Here is a 16730-nt window from a genome sequence, read left to right as displayed (position 1 = left end):
TGATGCGGTACCTCAACGGCCGAGCGCGCATGGCGATTTGTCCTCACTCAGGGTGTCCGCGCCCTGGTTCGACTAGACCGACGGTGAGAGTTCCTGGCTCCCGGGGCTTACTACCCCGGTGACAGTGGCGGGACCGCGCCGGATTCACACCGGCTTCCTCTCCTGCCGTCGTAGATGGCTCCGGCAGTCCACCACGGGCCCGGAACGGCCGTCAACTTGCCGTTGACCTGCAAGGGGAGAGTGTGCAGAACCCCACACAGCTGCTGCGACGGCTACCACGACGACCGCCCCTCGCGCCCGGCTCCCGGCGGAAAACCCCTCTTGCGGGCGGACCTCGCGGGACCGGCTTGAGATCGCGGAGCGCGGAGCCTGCAATGTCACGTACGCCCGGCAAAGGGCGCCACGGACCAGGGAGGGGACCCGAAGTGGCCTACGTGGGCGAAATGCTGCTGGACGACGGGCAGATCGTGCTGCTGGAGGTGTCCGGCGAGGGCCCGGCCGGAGTGCAACGGGTCTCCCGGGGCGGCGGCGCGGTGGCGGGAGCCGCGGAAACCCTCCAACAGGCACTGGCCCGGGTGCGCCCCGCGCTGGGAGCGGTCCTGGAGGGCGCCCGAGGTCTGGCGAAACCGCCCGGTTCCGTCACGGTCGAATTCGGCATCACGCTGAGCGCGGAGGCGGGTGTGGTGGTGGCGCGGGGCTCCACGGAGGCGCACTTCACGGTGAGCATGGAGTGGACGAACCGGGACGAGAGCGCACTCCCCGGACAGCGTGACGGTGACAGTGGCAGCGACGCCTGACGACGAACTCCCGAACGCCGTCGCCCGCTTCTGGGGCGCGGACGGCCGGGTGACGGGCTCGGGCTTTCTGATCGCGGAGCGGACGCTGTGCACCTGCGCACACGTGGTGGCGAGCGCCCTGGGCACGGCAGAGACGGACACGTCGGCCCCCGCCGCCCCGGTGACGGTCGACTTCCCTCTGTTGACGCGGCCTTCCGCGCGCCTGCGGGCGACGGTCACCCGCTGGAGCCCGGTCCGTGCGGACGGCGGAGGCGACATGGCGCTGCTGTCGCTGGAGGAGGCGGCCCTCGGCACCGCCCCCGTCCGCTTCGCCGGCGGCACAGCCGTCTGGGACCACGCTTTCCGAGTCCTGGGCTTCCCACTGCACACCGACGACCACGGCGTCTGGGTCGACGGCCGCCTCCGCGCCCCGGTGGGCAAGGGCTGGACGTCGATGGAGGCCCGCCCCGCCTCCGGCACCCCGCCCATCGGCCGAGGCTTCAGCGGCGGCCCGGTCTGGGACACCGACCAGGGCGCGGTGGTCGGCATGACGGTGGCGGCGGAGACAGGCACCGGCGCGACAACGGCGTACCTGATCCCGGCGGCCCTCCTCCTGGGCCTGGACCCGAGCCTGCGCCCGTCGCCTTTCCGGGGCCTGGAGGCGTTCCGCGAGGAGGACGCGGCGGTGTTCTTCGCCCGCCGGGCGGACAGCGAACGGATCGCCGAGGCCCTCCGCACCCACCCCTTCGTCCCGGTGGCGGGGGCGTCCGGGGTCGGGAAGTCGTCGCTGGTGCGGGCCGGGGTGGTGCCGCTGCTGCGCTCCACGGGCCACACGGTCACGGACTTCACGGGTCAGCCGGACACCGACCCGGTGCGCACGCTCGCGGAGGCGCTCGGCGAGCAGTTCCCGGCGGCCCGGGATCTGGCCGGGGAACTGCGCGGCACGACGGACCGCACGGAGACGGCGGTCCTGCTGGCCGCCCGCATCCTCAAAGAGGCAGGACCCCGGGGACACGTCGTCCTGCTCGACCAGTTCGAGGAGACCGTGGGGGCCCGCCCCGCCGACGCCCGCGCCCTCCTGGACGTCCTCCTCCCGATGACCCGCGCCGCCCATCCGACGGGCCGCCGCCTGCGCGTCCTGGCCACCCTGCGCTCGGCCTCCCTGGAGGAACTCGTCGCGGGCGGCCGGGCGGAGGAACTGAGCGGCACCGTCCAGATGATCGCTCCGATGACCCCGGCCCAACTGGACGAGGTGGTGCGCCGACCGGTCGACGCGATCCCCGGCGTGCAGTTCCAGCCCGGTCTGGCCGAGCTGATCGTCGGCGACGCGGGCGACGAACCGGGAGCCCTGCCCCTGGTCGAGTTCGCCCTGGCGGAGCTCTGGGAACGCCAGGAGCACGGCCGTCTCACCCATGCCGCGTACCGGGAGATCGGCGGCGTCGAAGGCGCTCTGTCCCGCTACGCCGACCAGCAGCTGACCCAGGTCTGCAAGGCGCCGGGCGGCCCCGACGAACACGTGGCCCGCCGCCTCTTCGAGCAGCTGGCCCGCCCGGTCAAGGGCAAGGAGTACGCCCGGGTCGCCCGTGCCTTCGACCAGCTGCCGCCCGAACTCCGCACCGCCGCACAGGCGTTGGCGGCGACCCGGCTGCTGGTCATCACCCGCGACAGCTCCGGCCGGGAGACGGTGGCCCTGGCCCACGAGGCGCTGGTGCGGCAGTGGTCGGTCCTGCGTCGATGGCTCGACGACTCGCGAGAGTTCCTCGTCTGGCGGGAAAAGCTGCGGACGCGTTCACGGCCAGGAACGGGAAGTCGTCGCCGCCGGGAAGCGACGCCCCGGCTTCCGGAAGCGACATGAAGATCACGTCCGTGCGCCGCTTCGGGACCAGTGACTTCCTGCTGCTCGACGGCAAGGGCCTGTCCCGGCTGGAGGGTGCGACGGGCCGCGTCCAACGTCTGGACGGCGTGGGATGCGCCTGGACGACGTCGGCGATGAGCGACCGTGCGTGCCTCACGGCGGTGGGGCGCCCGGGCCATCCGGGGCAGTTTCTCGTGGTGCGCGCCGACGGAGCCGCCGAACGGTGGGAACTGCGGGCCGACGGCACGACCGGGAAGATCGACGAAGAGATCCTCAGCCCCGTCTCGGACGCCGAGGACTACGAGGCGGCACGGCGACTGGCGCTGTTCCGGTCCGACGGACGCGCCGTCGCGGTGGCGACCGGGGCAGGCGTCTACGTGTGGCGGATCGGCCGGGATCACGCCGAACTCCTCGCCGACGACGTCGATCTGGTGGACGCCTACGACGAGCGGGGTCTCCTCGTGCTCTCCACCGCCGACGGCGAGCAGCAGTTGCGCAGGGACGACGGTGGCGAGCCTGTTCCGTTGTTCGCGGCAGACGTCGTGAGGTGGGTCTTCGACGGCCGTCTGCTCCACGGTGAGACGGCGCTGGGCCGCGTCACCTACGACCTCGGCCAGCTCACCGGGCAGGCCGACGCCGCCGACGTGTGCAAGCTGATGCCCCGGCTGGATCCGCAGGTGTGGGGGTCCCTGCGCAAGGCGCTCGCCGTGGGAACGAGTCCGCCCTGCCAGGACCTCGTGTAGAGGATGCCGGCAGGGCGGACGGTGAGGCTACGGGGGCGGGGGACGCGTCGGGCGAGGTCAGACCACGATCAGCGAGATCCCATAAGCCACCGCCGCCGCGCAGGCCGCGAAGCACGCGTACGCGCCCGTCACCGCGAGGGTGGCCGAGCCGCCCTCCGCCGTCGCTCGTTCCTGGCGTGACAGGCCCATGATGCCCAGGGTGAACAGGGTCACCAGGCCCACCGTGACCACGAGGCTGACGCCGAAGACGGAGCCCAGGGCTGCCCAGTCGATCTTCATGCTGGTTCTCTTCCTTCGTACCGGGTGCGCGGGCTCAGACGGCCGGGGCGGTGGGCTCGGCGGCCGCGGCGGCAGCCGCCGGGGACGGGATGGTGGCCGTCAGGTTGTCGGTGACCGGCATCGGCGGGACCGTCGCCGGCTCCTCCGTCCCGTTGACGTTCGACGCGTCCACGACCTCGCGCCGCGAGATCTTCCAGATCGCCGCGCTGGAGGCGACGAGGAAGACGGCGACGACCGCCGTGCCCCAGTCGCCCAGGTCCGTGACCGACTCGGCCAGCGCGCCCACCAGCGCCGCCGCCGGCAGCGTCAGGCCCCATGCGACGAACATGCGGGTCGCTGTCGACCAGCGGACCACTCCGCCCTTGCGGCCGAGGCCCGCGCCCATCACCGAACCCGACACCGAGTGCGTGGTGGAGAGGGAGAAGCCGAGGTGGGAGGAGGCCAGGATGACCGTGGCCGCGCTGGTCTGGGCGGCGAAGCCCTGCTGCGGCTGAAGGTCGGTGAGGCCCTTGCCCATGGTGCGGATGATGCGCCAGCCGCCGAGGTAGGTGCCGAGCGCGATGGCCAGGCCCGCGGAGAGGATGACCCAGGTGGGCGGGTCGGAGTCGGGGGCCACGGCGCCGCCGGCGACGAGGGCGAGGGTGATGATGCCCATCGTCTTCTGCGCGTCGTTCGTGCCGTGGGCGAGCGAGACCAGGCCGGCCGAGGCGATCTGGCCGGCGCGGTAGCCCTTCGCCGCGGCCTTGCCGTCGGCCTTCTTGCCGAGGGTGTAGGAGAGGCGGGTCGCCAGCATCGCTGCCATGCCCGCGACGATCGGGGCCGCGATCGCCGGGATCAGGACCTTGGTGACCAGGGCGTCCCCGTGCACCGCGCCCATGCCGGCCGAGGCGATGGTGGCGCCGATCAGGCCGCCCATGAGGGCGTGGGACGAGCTGGAGGGCAGGCCCACCAGCCAGGTCAGCAGGTTCCAGAGGATGGCGCCGACGAGTGCGGCGAAGATGACCTCGGGCCGGATGCCGGTCTCGTCGACGAGTCCCTTGGAGATCGTGTTGGCGACCTCCACGGAGAGGAACGCGCCGACGAGATTGAGCACGGCGGACATGGCCACCGCGACCTTGGGTCTGAGGGCGCCGGTCGAGATGGTCGTGGCCATCGCGTTGGCTGTGTCGTGGAAACCGTTCGTAAAATCGAACGCGAGTGCGGTTATCACCACAATCGCGAGGATCAGCGAGAAGCTTTCCATTTACCCAGGCAATCGTTCGAAGTAATCGGCCGGTTGAACGTAGGTAACCTGGATGAACGGAAGATGAACTGAAGGGGGCTTCGTGATGTCTTGAGGGACTGCTTTTGGACCTAGTCCCCCTCGGCGAGCCTCTGGAGCCGGTCCGCGGAGCCGTTGAAGAGATTCTGGTCACCCGGAAGGCTGCCGCTGTCGGCGTACTGCCAGAAGGTCCACGCCGACCATCCGGCCGGCAGGGCCCCCGCGTCGGCGGACCGGTAACGGGCGATCCACAGGGCGTGATCCGCGGCGAATGCGCTGCTGCCGCCCGTGCAGAGATTCCACCAGTGGGTCGTCGTGTAGATCACCGGGCGACGGCCGGTGAGCCGCCGCACCTCGTCGCTGAAGGCCCTGATCCAGGCGACCGTCTCGGCCTGGGTCAGGCCGTAGCACTTGTTCGAGCCTCCGTACGGGTTGTACTCGATGTCGAGGGCGGGCGGCAGCGTCCGGCCGTCCGCGCTCCAGCCGCCGCCGTTGCCCACGAAGTGCGCGGCCTGCGCCTTGCCCGAGCCCTTGTCCGGCAGCGCGAAGTGGTAGGCGCCGCGCAGCAGTCCGACCGAGCCGGCGCCCTCGTACTGCGCCTCGAAGTAGGGGTTGCGGTAGGACATGGACTCGGTCGCCTTGACGTAGACGAACCCCGCCCCCGCGGCCTTCGCCTTCTCCCAGTCGACGGTCTTCTGGTGGGACGAGACGTCATGCCCCCTCGGCTGCTCCGCCGCGCGGGCGGGCGCCTGGGCGAGCGAGGTCCCCGCGGCGGCGAGCGCCACGGCGCAGGCCGCCCGCGCGAGGCCGCGGCGACACCGGGACGGCGTGGACGGCGTGGACGGCGTGGACGATGGAGCGTGGGCGCGAGCCATGATTCCCCCGGAACGGCGGCGTGCACGAAACGAAAACGAACCAGAGGTTAGGGGAAGATCCGCGAATATCGGTGGATGTTCGTCGATCTCCGGCCACATCACGTCAAGGGGAGGATCGCGGCATGTCTGAGCAGCGACGCGAGCAGGGGGACGCCCCGGACTCCGGGGACGGCGCACAGGGTGGGGCGGAGCGGCGGGGGAGGCGCGCGATCCCCGAGGAGGCCCGCGCCTGGGAGGCGCTCGTGACGACGGCCCGCCGCACCGTGACCGACGGACTGGTCGTCGGCACCTCCGGCAACGTCTCCGTGCGCGTCGGCGACACCGTGCTGGTCACCCCGTCGGGCGTGCCCTACGACCGGCTCACCCCGGACGACGTCACCGGCGTCGACCTCACCGGCCGTCAGGTGCTCGGCGGCCTGGTCCCGACCAGCGAACTGCCCATGCATCTCGCCGTCTACCGAGGCGCCGACGCCGGGGCGGTCGTCCACACCCACGCCGTGCACGCCACGGCCGTCTCGACCCTCGTCACGGAGCTTCCCCGAATCCACTACATGACGGCCGCGCTCGGCGGACCCGTCCGGGTCGCCCCCTACGCGACGTACGGCACCGAGGAGTTGGCCGAGAACATGCTCCGGGCCCTTGCGGACCGCACCGGCTGCCTGCTGCAGAACCACGGCACCCTCACCTACGGCACCACCCTCGACCAGGCCTATGACCGCACGGCCCAACTGGAGTGGATGTGCCGTCTGTGGCTGACGGCCTCGTCGCTGCCCGGCCGCAATCCCACGCTCCTGACGGAGGAACAGGTGGCGCGGGCGGGGGAGCGGCTCCGGGGGTACGGGCAGCGGCCCTGACCCTTCTCCCCCCAGGACTCCGTACAAGCCCCCGTACGCCCCCCGCGCAAGCCCGCGTGCCAGGCCCCTGTCACCCGCGCCGACCGCACCACTGGCCGGTCGCGGGGATGGCCAGGACACTGGACGCGTGCGCACTGTCAGAGCGACCGCCGCCGCCGTCACCGCAGCCCTGGCCGCCGGCGCGGCCAGTGTCGCCGTCGGCCGGTTCGCCAGCGACGCCGCGCTGAAGGCGCCGGCCGGCCGGCCGCTGCCCACCGAACCCCGGCTCACCGTGCACGGCACGGCCGCCGGCCAGATCACCCTCACCCGGCATCTGGCCGCCCTGCGCCCCGGCACCTACGGCCTCTCCGGCAACGGCTCCCACGCGGTCGTCGGCGCCGTCCTGCCCACCGCCCCGCACTCCGCCGACACCGTCGTACGCCGCCTGGAGCGCGTCACCCACGGCGCCCTGAACCCCCGGGACGCGGTCTGGTTCACCCCGAACCTGCACGTCGGCGACCCCGGCAGCGCCCTCGGCCTCGACCACGCCGACATCGACATCCCGGGCGAGCTGGGCAACCTGCCCGCCTGGTTCGTCCCCGGCGCCCGGCGCACCTGGGTGATCGCCGTGCACGGCCTGGGCACCACCCGGGAGCACTCACTGAACGTCATGGCGTTCCTGCACCGCCGCCGCTTCCCCGTGCTCGCCCTCGCCTACCGCGGCGACCTCGGCGCACCCCGGTCCCCGGACGGTCTGAACCACCTCGGCGAGACCGAGTGGCGCGACCTGGACGCGGCGATGCGGTACGCCGTGCGCTACGGCGCCGAACGCATCGTCCTGCTCGGCTGGTCCACCGGCGCGACGATGGCGCTGCGCGCCGCCGCCGACTCGGGCCTGCGCGACCTCGTCGCGGGGCTCGTGCTGGACTCCCCGGTCCTCGACTGGAGGACCACGCTGCGGGCCCTCGCCGCCGCCCGGCGCACTCCCGGCGTCCTGCTGCCGCTCGCCGTCCGCGCCGCCGAGGGCCGCACCGGCCTGCGCGGCACCTACGGCGGCTCCCGCGCCGCCGACGGCTCCGGCGACCTCGGCGACGCGGCCGCCGATCCGGCCCGGCTGAGGGTCCCGACCCTGATCCTGCACGGCCCCGACGACACGGTCGCCCCCTGGCGGGTCTCCCGTCGCCTCGCCGACCGCCGCCCCGACCTGGTCGCCCTCCACCCCGTGCCGCACGCCCCGCACGGCGCCATGTGGAACGCCGACCCCGAGGCCTACGAGGAGGCCCTCCGCCGCTTCCTCACCCCACTGATGTGACCCCCGATGCGACCTCCGTCGCGCCCCCGCTGTGACCGCTCATGTGAGCCCGTGACCGACGCGCCCGGAGCGGTCCCGGCAGTTCCGTTTAACGCCGTACCACTGGCCTGAAGACGCCTCTTGGGCCCTCGCCGAACCCCGTGCGTTGGCCAGTCCCGTAGCCCGCGGTGACATTCCGTTTGGGTTTTCGGACCGTCAACCGGAAGACTGCACCCGTGACGTCCCGTATCCCGCGCGACTCCAGGCTTCGACTCGTCCGCCCGCGACCCCTGGCCGCCGCCCCCTCAGCTGTGAACGAGCGGCGCCCGCGCCGCCCCGCACCCCGCCCGCCGGAGGGCACCCCGGCCCCCGCTGAGCTGGCCAGAATGGCACGCTCCGGACTGGCCGCCGCGGCCCGTGTCGCCCGCTGGGCCGACAACGCCCTCGGCCCCGGCCGAGACGCCGCGACCACCGACGGCAAGGCCACGCTCTCCGAGACGACCGCCGAACGGGCGGCCAGTGATCTGGGTCTGACCACGGATCGGATCCGCGCCGACTGGGACACCGCCCGCCTCGCGGGTCTCGTCGAGGTGCACGGCGACAGCGCCCGCCCCGGCTGGCGGCTGCGCGCCTGGGACCGGGACGACAGCGCCGTCCTGCGCGGCTGGGTCGCCCTGTTCGACGCCTGGTCGCTCGCCTCCCCGGAACCCGGGGACCAGGAGCCCGCCGCGGTCGCCGAGGTCGTCTCGGCCATGCCTCAGGTGCTCTCCTTCCTCCAGCTGTCCGCCGGGCCCGTGCCCGTGGAACAGCTCCTGGACCTGCTGCGCCAGCGCGTCACCGAACTGCGCACCGAGCGCTGCGAGGTGCCCTACGGCGCCGGGTCCGAAGCCGCGACCCCGCTCGCCGCGGTCCCGGTCGCCGAGGCCGACCCCGCGGAGCCCGCGCAGGACGCCGAACTCGCCCCCCTCCTGGACTGGGCCCTGCACGCCCTCGCCTCGGTGGGCGCCCTCACCTGCGGCACCGGACAGGCCACGCTCACCCCGCTCGGCAGCTGGGCGGTGTGGGTCAAGCTGGAGCAGATCTGCGTCGCCGCGCAGAGCCCCGCCGGCAACATCGAGCAGTCGGCCGAGGGCATGCTCCGCGGCTGCGCCCAGCTCCGTCCGAACGCGGCCCGCGCCGAGTACCGCGCCTGGCTCGCCGCCCGGACCGTGGGCAGCGCCGTGGGCGAGCTGCTGTTCGCGGCCCGCGGGGACGACGCCCTGCTGCGCGGCCTCGCCTTCGAGGCGCTGCGCGTCGTCGGCGCCCCCGCCGAGCCCGACGTCCGCGCGGTCGTCGACGAGCCGGCCCTGCGGCCGTACGCGTTGCTGTGGCTCGCCGAGCACGACGGCGTGGACCCGGAGGACGCCCACGAGGTGCTCACCCGCGAGGAGGCCACCTGGCTGTGGGTCGACACGGCCGCGGCCGTCGCCGACCACGGCGAGGCGCCGATGCTCGTACGGCACCTGGAGTCCGCGCTGCAGCCGACCGTGCCCGCCCTGCTCACGGAGGTGCGTGCCGTCGGGCATCCGCGGACCGTGCAGGTGCTGGTGGCGCTCGCCGCCGCGCACCCCGACCCGGCGCTGGCCAAGGCCGTCCGCCGGGCCGCCTTCCAGGTGCACACCGGAGGCAGCTGACCGCCGGTCGGAGCCGGAGCCGGAGAGCCCCGACGGGGCTCTCAGCCCTGTATCTCCGGCGCGTACGTGCCGAAACTCCACAGGTTGCCCTCGATGTCCCGGGCCAGGTAGTCCCGGGAGCCGTAGTCCTGGTCGGTCGGGGGCATCAGGATCTCCGCGCCGTGCTCCACGGCCCGCCGGTGGTGTGCGTCCACGTCGTCCACCACGACGTACACCCCGGTCGTGCCCGCGGCCTTCATCGCCGTGTCGAAGACGCTGCCGGTGCCCTTCGAGCCGAGCATCACCGCGCCGTTGCCCTGCACCAGCTCGGCGTGCACGACCGAGCCGTCCTCTCCCTCGTACACGGACAGCTCGGTGAACCCCAGGGCCTCCGTGAGCTGCCGGATCGCCGCCTTCGCGTCGGCGTACAACACCGTCGGGTAGATGCTGGGACGCCCGCTGTTCGTGCCTGCCATGCCGATCACTCCCTTGTGACCCATGCCGCATCTGTCGTCCGTCGCCCAGTCTGGCAGTCACCACTGACAACGACCCGGCGACCGTGATCGAACGCGTGAACCGAAAAAAGTCCTTGCACGGTCCCGTTAGACTGGCGTCATGGCCATTCTCCTCGCGCATTAGACGGCGGGAACGTCCTCAGCCGCCCATCCCGCCAACTCCCCCAGTTCTCGACTCCGTTCGAATCGGGGGACCCCCATCGCACTGGAGTCTGTCCGTGATCTCCGCCTCCGGCATCGAGCTGCGCGCCGGTGCCCGCATCCTCATCGAGAACGCCTCCTTCCGGGTGGCCAAGGGCGACCGGATCGGTCTGGTCGGGCGCAACGGCGCCGGCAAGACCACCCTGACCAAGGTCCTGGCCGGCGAGGGCATCCCCGCGGGCGGCGCCGTCACCCGCTCCGGCGAGGTCGGCTACCTCCCCCAGGACCCGCGCACCGGCGACCTCGACACCCTCGCCCGCGACCGCATCCTCTCCGCGCGCGGGCTGGACACCCTCATCCGCAAGATGCGCGAGAACGAACAGCGGATCGCCAACGGCAGCGGCGCCACCCGCGACAAGGCGATGCGCCAGTACGAGCGCCAGGAGACGGAGTTCCTCACCAAGGGCGGGTACGCCGCCGAGGCCGAGGCCGCCACCATCGCCGCCGCGCTCAACCTGCCCGACCGCGTGCTCGGCCAGCCGCTGCACACCCTGTCCGGCGGTCAGCGCCGCCGCGTGGAGCTCGCCCGCATCCTGTTCTCCGACGCGGACACGCTTCTCCTCGACGAGCCGACGAACCACCTCGACGCCGACTCGATCGTCTGGCTGCGCGACTACCTCAAGACCTACCGCGGCGGCTTCATCGTCATCAGCCACGACGTCGACCTGGTCGAGACGGTCGTCAACAAGGTGTTCTACCTGGACGCCAACCGCTCCCAGATCGACGTCTACAACATGGGCTGGAAGCTCTACCAGCAGCAGCGCGAGGCCGACGAGAAGCGCCGCAAGCGCGAGCGGCAGAACGCCGAGAAGAAGGCCGCCGCGCTGCACTCGCAGGCCGACAAGATGCGCGCCAAGGCCACCAAGACGGTCGCCGCGCAGAACATGGCCCGCCGCGCGGACAAGCTGCTCTCCGGCCTGGAGGCGGTCCGGCAGGCCGACAAGGTCGCCAAGCTCCGCTTCCCCGAGCCCTCGCCCTGCGGCAAGACGCCCCTGATGGCCGAAGGCCTGTCGAAGTCGTACGGCTCGCTGGAGATCTTCACCGACGTCGACCTGGCCATCGACAAGGGCTCCCGGGTCGTCATCCTCGGCCTCAACGGCGCCGGCAAGACGACCCTGCTGCGGCTGCTCGGCGGGGTGGAGACGCCCGACACCGGCGAGGTCGTCCCCGGTCACGGCCTCAAGCTCGGCTACTACGCGCAGGAGCACGAGACCCTCGACCCGGAGCGCACGGTCCTGGAGAACATGCGCTCCGCCGCCCCCGACCTGGACCTGGTCGAGGTCCGCAAGACGCTCGGCTCGTTCCTGTTCTCCGGCGACGACGTCGACAAGCCCGCCGGCGTCCTGTCCGGCGGCGAGAAGACGCGGCTGGCCCTCGCCACCCTGGTGGTCTCCTCGGCCAACGTGCTGCTGCTGGACGAGCCCACCAACAACCTCGACCCGGCCAGCCGCGAGGAGATCCTCGGCGCGCTGCGCACCTACAAGGGCGCGGTCGTCCTCGTCACCCACGACGAGGGCGCGGTGGAGGCGCTACAGCCCGAGCGGATCATCCTGCTGCCCGACGGAGTCGAGGATCTGTGGGGTTCCGACTACGCGGATCTGGTCGCTCTGGCCTGATCGAATGCGTGATCCACGGTGTTGGATCATTCGTCTGGATCATTCGGCCTACCGGTGATCCATCATCTGTGTGAGATCTCCTCGTATCGAGGTGTGTCCTACATCGATTTCTCGGCCGATCCCTTTGTCGACAAGGGATCGGCCGTCGCGCGTCTCTGACCTGCTACTTCTCGGAACAACCCGTTCGGCCCCACGAACGCCACTGGGTGGAATCACAGATTCCACTTGTGAGTACGCGCTCCTGTCGTCAAAACCCTGTCGCACGGACCTTGCCGAATGGGTGGCCATCGAGCCCCGGAGGGGTGATCATGAGGGGACCAGAGCGCACTTCCCATGAGGAGGCACGGGTGGCCGAGACTCTGAAGAAGGGCAGCCGGGTAACCGGCGCCGCGCGCGACAAGCTCGCGGCAGACCTGAAGAAGAAGTACGACTCCGGTGCGAGCATCCGGGCGCTGGCCGAGGAGACCGGCCGCTCGTATGGCTTCGTGCACCGGATGCTCAGCGAGTCGGGCGTCACGCTCCGTGGGCGTGGCGGGGCGACGCGAGGCAAGAAGGCTGCCTCGTCCTGACCCCCGGGCGGCCCGCCGGTTTCGATGGTGGCCACCCGGTCGTTCTTCCGATCGGCCGGGTGGTTACTGTGCAGTCACTTAGCTGACCGCTAGCTGACCGCACCCATCGGAGGCGCCCCATGGCCACGCCCGACCAGGAACTCGTTCCCCTGCTCGACAAGGACGGCGTACGGCTCACCGTCGACGACGCGCTCGCCACGGTGACGCTGGCCAACCCGGCCAAGCGCAATGCGCAGAGCCCCGCGATGTGGCGGGCGCTCGCCGAAGCCGGGCGGCTGGTGCCGGGCTCCGTCCGCGTGGTGGTGCTGCGCGGCGAGGGCAAGTCCTTCTCCGCGGGGCTCGACCGGCAGATGTTCACGCCCGAGGGGATCGAGGGCGAGCGGTCCTTCATCGATCTCGCAGGCAGTGGCGACGCCGAACTCGACGCCGCCATCGCGGAGTTCCAGGAGGGCTTCACCTGGTGGCGGCGCACCGACGTCGTGTCCATCGCCGCTGTTCAGGGCCATGCCATCGGCGCGGGCTTCCAGCTGGCCCTAGCCTGTGACCTGCGCGTCGTCGCCGACGACGTGCAGTTCGCGATGCGCGAGACCAGCCTCGGCCTCGTACCGGACCTGACGGGCACGCATCCCCTCGTCTCGCTGGTCGGCTACGGCCGCGCGGTCGAGATCTGCCTGACCGGCCGGTTCGTGCACGCCGAGGAAGCGGTCAGCACCGGGCTCGCCAACCTCGCCGTGCCCGCGCCGGAACTCGACGCGGCCACGCGCGAGCTGGCCGCGGCTGTCCTGGCCGCGCCCCGCGAGGCCGTCATCGAGACGAAGGCCCTCCTGCGCGGCGCCGCCGACCGCACCTACGACGACCAGCGCGCCGCCGAACGAGCGGCCCAGGCCCGCCGTCTGCGCGCCCTGGCCGGCCTCGGCGAGTAGACCCCGACCGAACCGCGTCCGATCGAACCGCGGCCCACCGACCACTGACGGCCCACCGCCCTCAGCCCACCGCCGTCACCAGTACCGCGACCGTCGGGTGGTCCGGCAGTGCGTCCGCGACCGCTGTGCGGACCGCGTGGGTCACGTCCAGGGTGCGGCGGTCCGCTGCGGCCGTGATCTCCACGCGCGCGTGGCGGTGGGGCAGGGCTGCCGTGGCCGCGGTGGTGTCCTGGTGCTCCTCGATGCGGACGGCCCGGCCGAGGACGCCGCTCGTGCCCGTCACGCCCGGCACGGACAGGGCCGCCGCGGCCGCGAGGGACTCGTCGCCGGTCAGGCCGGGCCCGGCCGGCACCGGGCCGGGGGACTGTTCGGGGTCCGGCTCCGGGTTCTCGTCCAGGAGGGCCGTCACCCTCAGGTCCACCTCCGACACCGCCAGCCCCAGCCGGTCCGCCGCAGCCGCCGCCAGCGCGTCCCGTAGCCGGGAGGCCGCCGCCGGCAGTGGCTCGGACGGGCCGGCCGCGCATTCCGCCGTCATCCGCAACGGCCCCGGCGCCAGCCCGCTCGGCGGAGCCGGCACGACGGACTCGAACTCCGCCTCCGGATCCGCCGGCCCCAGCCGCAGCGTCCCCAGCCGCACGCCCGGCACCGTCCGCACCGCCCGTCGCAGCACCGCCTCCGCCGCCGCCTCCGTGATCCACGCGCCGTCCCGAGGCCCGCCCAGTGGGAGCAGCCTGCCGAGGCCCAGCTGGTGCCGTACCGCGCTCGTCCATCCGTCCGCCGTCATTGCTCCAGCCTGCCGCATCACCTGAGCGCGGTCGGGCAACCGCGCTTACCGTGGTCGAAGGGACGAGAGCCGAACCGGATGTGAGGACCTACGGCAATGACCGATCAGGCGGAACAGAACCGGACGCAGACCCCCGAAGGCGGCGCCGAGCCGCTACACACCCGCAAGACCGTGAAACGCGGCGGCGGGGCCCCGGCGACCCGTGGGCGGACCACCATCGCCGACGGGGTCGTGGAGAAGATCGCAGGCCTCGCGGCCCGGGACGTGCTCGGCGTCCACGCGATGGGCAGCGGGTTCAGCCGCACCTTCGGCGCCGTGCGCGACCGGGTGCCGGGCGGCTCGAAGTCCGTGACCCGAGGGGTGAAGGCCGAGGTCGGCGAGGTGCAGACCGCGCTCGACCTGGAGATCGTCGTCGACTACGGCGTGGCCATCGCCGAGGTCGCCCAGGCCGTGCGGGAGAACGTGATCGCGGCCGTGGAACGGATGACGGGCCTGGAGGTCGTCGAGGTCAACATCGCGGTGAGCGACGTCAAACTGCCCGACGAAGAGGACGAGGAGCCGGAGCCCCGGATCCAGTGAGACACACGTAGGGGAGAGCACCTTGAGCATGGCTGTCGTCGGCATGATCGCCGGCATGGCACTGGGCTTCGCCGGGTACTTCGGCGGGTTCGGGGCCTTCCTGTTGGTGGCGGCACTGGGCGCCATCGGGTTCGTCGTCGGCCGGTTCCTGGAGGGGGACCTGGAACTCGGCGACTTCTTCCGCACCCGCGACGACCGGCGCCGGTGAGGTAGGTGACGTCGGTGACCGGGGGCGGCAGGGAGGGCGACGCCGTCGGCGCAGGCTCCGCCGTCGTCCCGCCGGGGCAACGCGGCGCGACCCGCATCGCCGACCGGGTCGTGGCGAAGATCGCCGCCCAGGCGGCACGCGAGGCGGTCGGCCCGCTGCCGCCCGACGTGGGGCGCCCGCACGCCACCGTCGTCGTCCGCCCGCACTCCTCGCCGCGTTCGAGCGGCGGTACTCCCGTCGACGCCGCGCACGTCAGAGTCCATCTCGAGCTCGACTACCCGACCGACATCGGCGCCCGATGCCGAGAGGTGCGTCGTCATGTCACCGAGCGGGTAGGCGCGTTGGTGGGAATGGAGGTTCCGGAGGTCGCCGTCCAGGTCGAACGGCTGCACCTGACATCGGCCCCCGGCACAGCACACGGGAGGACGCGATGAGCGAGCCCGGAAGCTTGCAGGGCAGCGGCACGGTGCCCGTTCTGGAGAAGGAGACACCGGCACAGGACGACCACCCCGGTCGGGGCGGGCCCGCGGGCCACCGCTTCTGGTCGGCGCGCCGCGTGCCGGCCGGCATCGTCGCGGTGGCGCTGCTGGTCGTCGCGGGCGGCTTCCTCTACGACGTCGCCGCCGTCCGCGCCGACCGGGACGCCATGGCCTGGCGGCGCGACCTCGCCCGGCAGCTCGCCGAGCGCCCCCTCGACGACATCTGGGTGCTGGTCGGCGCGGGGGTCGCGGCCGTCCTCGGCGCGTGGCTGATCCTCCTGGCGGTCACCCCGGGACTCAGGGACGTCCTGCCGATGAACCGTCCGCAGCCCGACGTCCGCGCCGGGCTCCAGCGGGCCGCCGCCGCGCTGGTGCTGCGCGACCGGGCCATGGAGGTCGCCGGCGTGCAGTCGGTACGGGTCCGCGCCGGCCGCCGGAAGGCCGACGTCCGCGCGGTCTGCCACTTCCGCGGCCTGGACGACGTGCGCGCCGACCTGGACGCCGTCCTCACCGACGCGGTCCGCGGCCTGGGCCTGACCCGGCCGCTCGCGCTCTCGATCCATGTGCGGCGACCCGGGAAGAAGGGGTGAGCGCGATGTCCGCGACCGTGAACCGTGTGCTCGTCGGCGTCGTCGGACTGGTGCTGCTGGCCGTCGGGGGCGCGGTGCTGGCCGTGGGCCTGGGGGCCCCGCCGCCGTCCTGGTGGATCCACGACGGCCGCCACGACGTCCTGCTCAGCACCGCCGAACGCACCCGCTGGCGCGACGAGGCCTGGTGGTGGCCGACGGTCATCGCCGCCCTGGCCCTGCTCGTCCTGCTCGCCCTGTGGTGGCTGACGGCGGTCCTGCGCCGCCGTCGGCTCGGCGAGGTCCTCGTCGACACGGGCGACGGCGCGGGAGCCCTGCTGCGGGGCCGTGCCCTGGAGGGCGTGCTCACGGGCGAGGCGGGCCGTGCGGACGGCGTCGCCCACGCGCACGTGGCGCTGACGGGCCGGCGGGAGGCGCCGCAGGCACGGGTGCGGCTTCTGCTGGAACCCCACGTGGACCCGGCGACCGTCCTCGACGAGCTCACCTCACAGGCCCTGACGCACGCCAGGAACTCGGCGGCCCTGGAGGCACTGCCCGCCGAGGTCCGCCTGAAGGCGGCCAAGCACAAGGCGGAGAGGGTCAGTTGACCGCCGCAGGCTCCCGAGGGGTCGGCTAGTGCCGCGGCAGGCAACGTTCGCCCCGTCGCGACGCCCGGCACGCACTCTCGCCGCACCGGCCGAAAGCCCAAGTACGTCCAGTACGAG

19 protein-coding genes and 1 riboswitch are annotated in these 16730 nt (G+C 72.8%); of the genes, 14 read left to right on the top strand and 5 right to left on the bottom strand.

Features of this window, described 5'->3' with window-relative positions:
• Positions 1-66: 66 nt before the first annotated feature.
• Positions 67-209: riboswitch (cobalamin riboswitch) on the bottom strand.
• Between the two features lie 216 nt (positions 210-425).
• Genes AB0J04_RS17815 through AB0J04_RS17805 form a run of 3 tightly spaced genes read left to right on the top strand, consistent with a single transcriptional unit; the run spans position 426 to position 3374 of the window.
• Positions 426-797 (top strand): CU044_2847 family protein, encoded by a 372-nt coding sequence (locus AB0J04_RS17815; RefSeq protein ID WP_363169391.1) that lies wholly within the window; start codon positions 426-428, stop codon positions 795-797.
• Positions 781-2631 (top strand): trypsin-like peptidase domain-containing protein, encoded by a 1851-nt coding sequence (locus AB0J04_RS17810; RefSeq protein WP_363169390.1) that lies wholly within the window; start codon positions 781-783, stop codon positions 2629-2631. The genes AB0J04_RS17815 and AB0J04_RS17810 overlap by 17 nt, the downstream gene beginning before the upstream one ends.
• Positions 2628-3374 (top strand): hypothetical protein, encoded by a 747-nt coding sequence (locus tag AB0J04_RS17805; protein WP_363169389.1) that lies wholly within the window; start codon positions 2628-2630, stop codon positions 3372-3374. Before AB0J04_RS17810 ends, AB0J04_RS17805 begins: the two co-directional genes overlap by 4 nt.
• 57 nt (positions 3375-3431) lie before the next feature.
• On the opposite strand, the gene AB0J04_RS17800 is transcribed toward AB0J04_RS17805, so the two are convergent.
• The 3 genes from AB0J04_RS17800 to AB0J04_RS17790 form a co-directional block, all read right to left on the bottom strand.
• Positions 3432-3653: a hypothetical protein gene (locus AB0J04_RS17800; protein WP_363169388.1), complete on the bottom strand. Its 222-nt coding sequence runs from the start codon at positions 3651-3653 to the stop codon at positions 3432-3434.
• 34 nt (positions 3654-3687) lie between these two features.
• Positions 3688-4896, bottom strand: coding sequence for an inorganic phosphate transporter (locus AB0J04_RS17795; RefSeq protein WP_363169387.1), 1209 nt, complete (start codon positions 4894-4896; stop codon positions 3688-3690).
• A gap of 110 nt (positions 4897-5006) precedes the next feature.
• Positions 5007-5789, bottom strand: coding sequence for a lysozyme (locus tag AB0J04_RS17790; protein ID WP_363169386.1), 783 nt, complete (start codon positions 5787-5789; stop codon positions 5007-5009).
• A gap of 122 nt (positions 5790-5911) precedes the next feature.
• On the opposite strand from AB0J04_RS17790, the gene AB0J04_RS17785 reads away from it, so the two are divergent.
• The 3 genes from AB0J04_RS17785 (at position 5912) to AB0J04_RS17775 (ending at position 9586) form a co-directional block, all read left to right on the top strand.
• Positions 5912-6643, top strand: a complete 732-nt coding sequence (locus AB0J04_RS17785) for a class II aldolase/adducin family protein (protein ID WP_363169385.1) — start codon at positions 5912-5914, stop codon at positions 6641-6643.
• A gap of 127 nt (positions 6644-6770) precedes the next feature.
• Positions 6771-7934 (top strand): alpha/beta fold hydrolase, encoded by a 1164-nt coding sequence (locus AB0J04_RS17780; RefSeq protein ID WP_363169384.1) that lies wholly within the window; start codon positions 6771-6773, stop codon positions 7932-7934.
• Positions 7935-8149: 215 nt separating this feature from the next.
• Positions 8150-9586, top strand: a complete 1437-nt coding sequence (locus AB0J04_RS17775; RefSeq protein WP_363169383.1) for a hypothetical protein — start codon at positions 8150-8152, stop codon at positions 9584-9586.
• Positions 9587-9627: 41 nt separating this feature from the next.
• Here the strand turns inward: AB0J04_RS17775 and AB0J04_RS17770 are convergent, their stop codons facing one another.
• A complete protein-coding gene (locus AB0J04_RS17770; protein WP_363169381.1) occupies positions 9628-10041 on the bottom strand; it encodes a VOC family protein in 414 nt (137 codons plus the stop codon).
• Positions 10042-10298: 257 nt separating this feature from the next.
• On the opposite strand from AB0J04_RS17770, the gene AB0J04_RS17765 reads away from it, so the two are divergent.
• From AB0J04_RS17765 to AB0J04_RS17755, 3 genes are all read left to right on the top strand, one after another.
• Complete coding sequence (locus tag AB0J04_RS17765; protein ID WP_351908342.1) at positions 10299-11897, top strand: ABC-F family ATP-binding cassette domain-containing protein; 1599 nt, start codon at positions 10299-10301, stop codon at positions 11895-11897.
• Between the two features lie 347 nt (positions 11898-12244).
• On the top strand, positions 12245-12466 hold the full coding sequence (locus tag AB0J04_RS17760; protein WP_004002281.1) for a helix-turn-helix domain-containing protein: 222 nt from the start codon (positions 12245-12247) through the stop codon (positions 12464-12466).
• Between the two features lie 119 nt (positions 12467-12585).
• Positions 12586-13389: an enoyl-CoA hydratase/isomerase family protein gene (locus AB0J04_RS17755; protein WP_363169380.1), complete on the top strand. Its 804-nt coding sequence runs from the start codon at positions 12586-12588 to the stop codon at positions 13387-13389.
• 61 nt (positions 13390-13450) lie between these two features.
• Here the strand turns inward: AB0J04_RS17755 and AB0J04_RS17750 are convergent, their stop codons facing one another.
• Positions 13451-14173, bottom strand: a complete 723-nt coding sequence (locus tag AB0J04_RS17750; RefSeq protein ID WP_363169379.1) for a nucleopolyhedrovirus P10 family protein — start codon at positions 14171-14173, stop codon at positions 13451-13453.
• Positions 14174-14269: 96 nt separating this feature from the next.
• Here AB0J04_RS17750 and AB0J04_RS17745 point away from each other — a divergent pair, with 96 nt between their 5' ends.
• Genes AB0J04_RS17745 through amaP form a run of 5 tightly spaced genes read left to right on the top strand, consistent with a single transcriptional unit; the run spans position 14270 to position 16613 of the window.
• The gene (locus AB0J04_RS17745) at positions 14270-14752 is read left to right on the top strand and encodes an Asp23/Gls24 family envelope stress response protein (protein ID WP_363169378.1); all 483 of its coding nucleotides are present in this window, start codon (positions 14270-14272) and stop codon (positions 14750-14752) included.
• 22 nt (positions 14753-14774) lie between these two features.
• On the top strand, positions 14775-14960 hold the full coding sequence (locus AB0J04_RS17740; protein ID WP_351764570.1) for a hypothetical protein: 186 nt from the start codon (positions 14775-14777) through the stop codon (positions 14958-14960).
• A 5-nt stretch (positions 14961-14965) separates the two neighbouring features.
• A complete protein-coding gene (locus AB0J04_RS17735) occupies positions 14966-15394 on the top strand; it encodes an Asp23/Gls24 family envelope stress response protein (RefSeq protein ID WP_363169377.1) in 429 nt (142 codons plus the stop codon).
• On the top strand, positions 15391-16029 hold the full coding sequence (locus AB0J04_RS17730) for a DUF6286 domain-containing protein (protein WP_363169376.1): 639 nt from the start codon (positions 15391-15393) through the stop codon (positions 16027-16029). The genes AB0J04_RS17735 and AB0J04_RS17730 overlap by 4 nt, the downstream gene beginning before the upstream one ends.
• Positions 16030-16034: 5 nt before the next feature.
• Positions 16035-16613, top strand: a complete 579-nt coding sequence (gene amaP, locus AB0J04_RS17725; protein ID WP_363169375.1) for an alkaline shock response membrane anchor protein AmaP — start codon at positions 16035-16037, stop codon at positions 16611-16613.
• Positions 16614-16730: the final 117 nt, after the last annotated feature.

Origin of the sequence: Streptomyces sp. NPDC050263 (assembly GCF_040655955.1) — a bacterium.
GTDB lineage: Bacteria > Actinomycetota > Actinomycetes > Streptomycetales > Streptomycetaceae > Streptomyces.
Note: the sequence above shows the minus strand (reverse complement) of the source record. Positions and strands in the feature narration are given on the sequence as shown.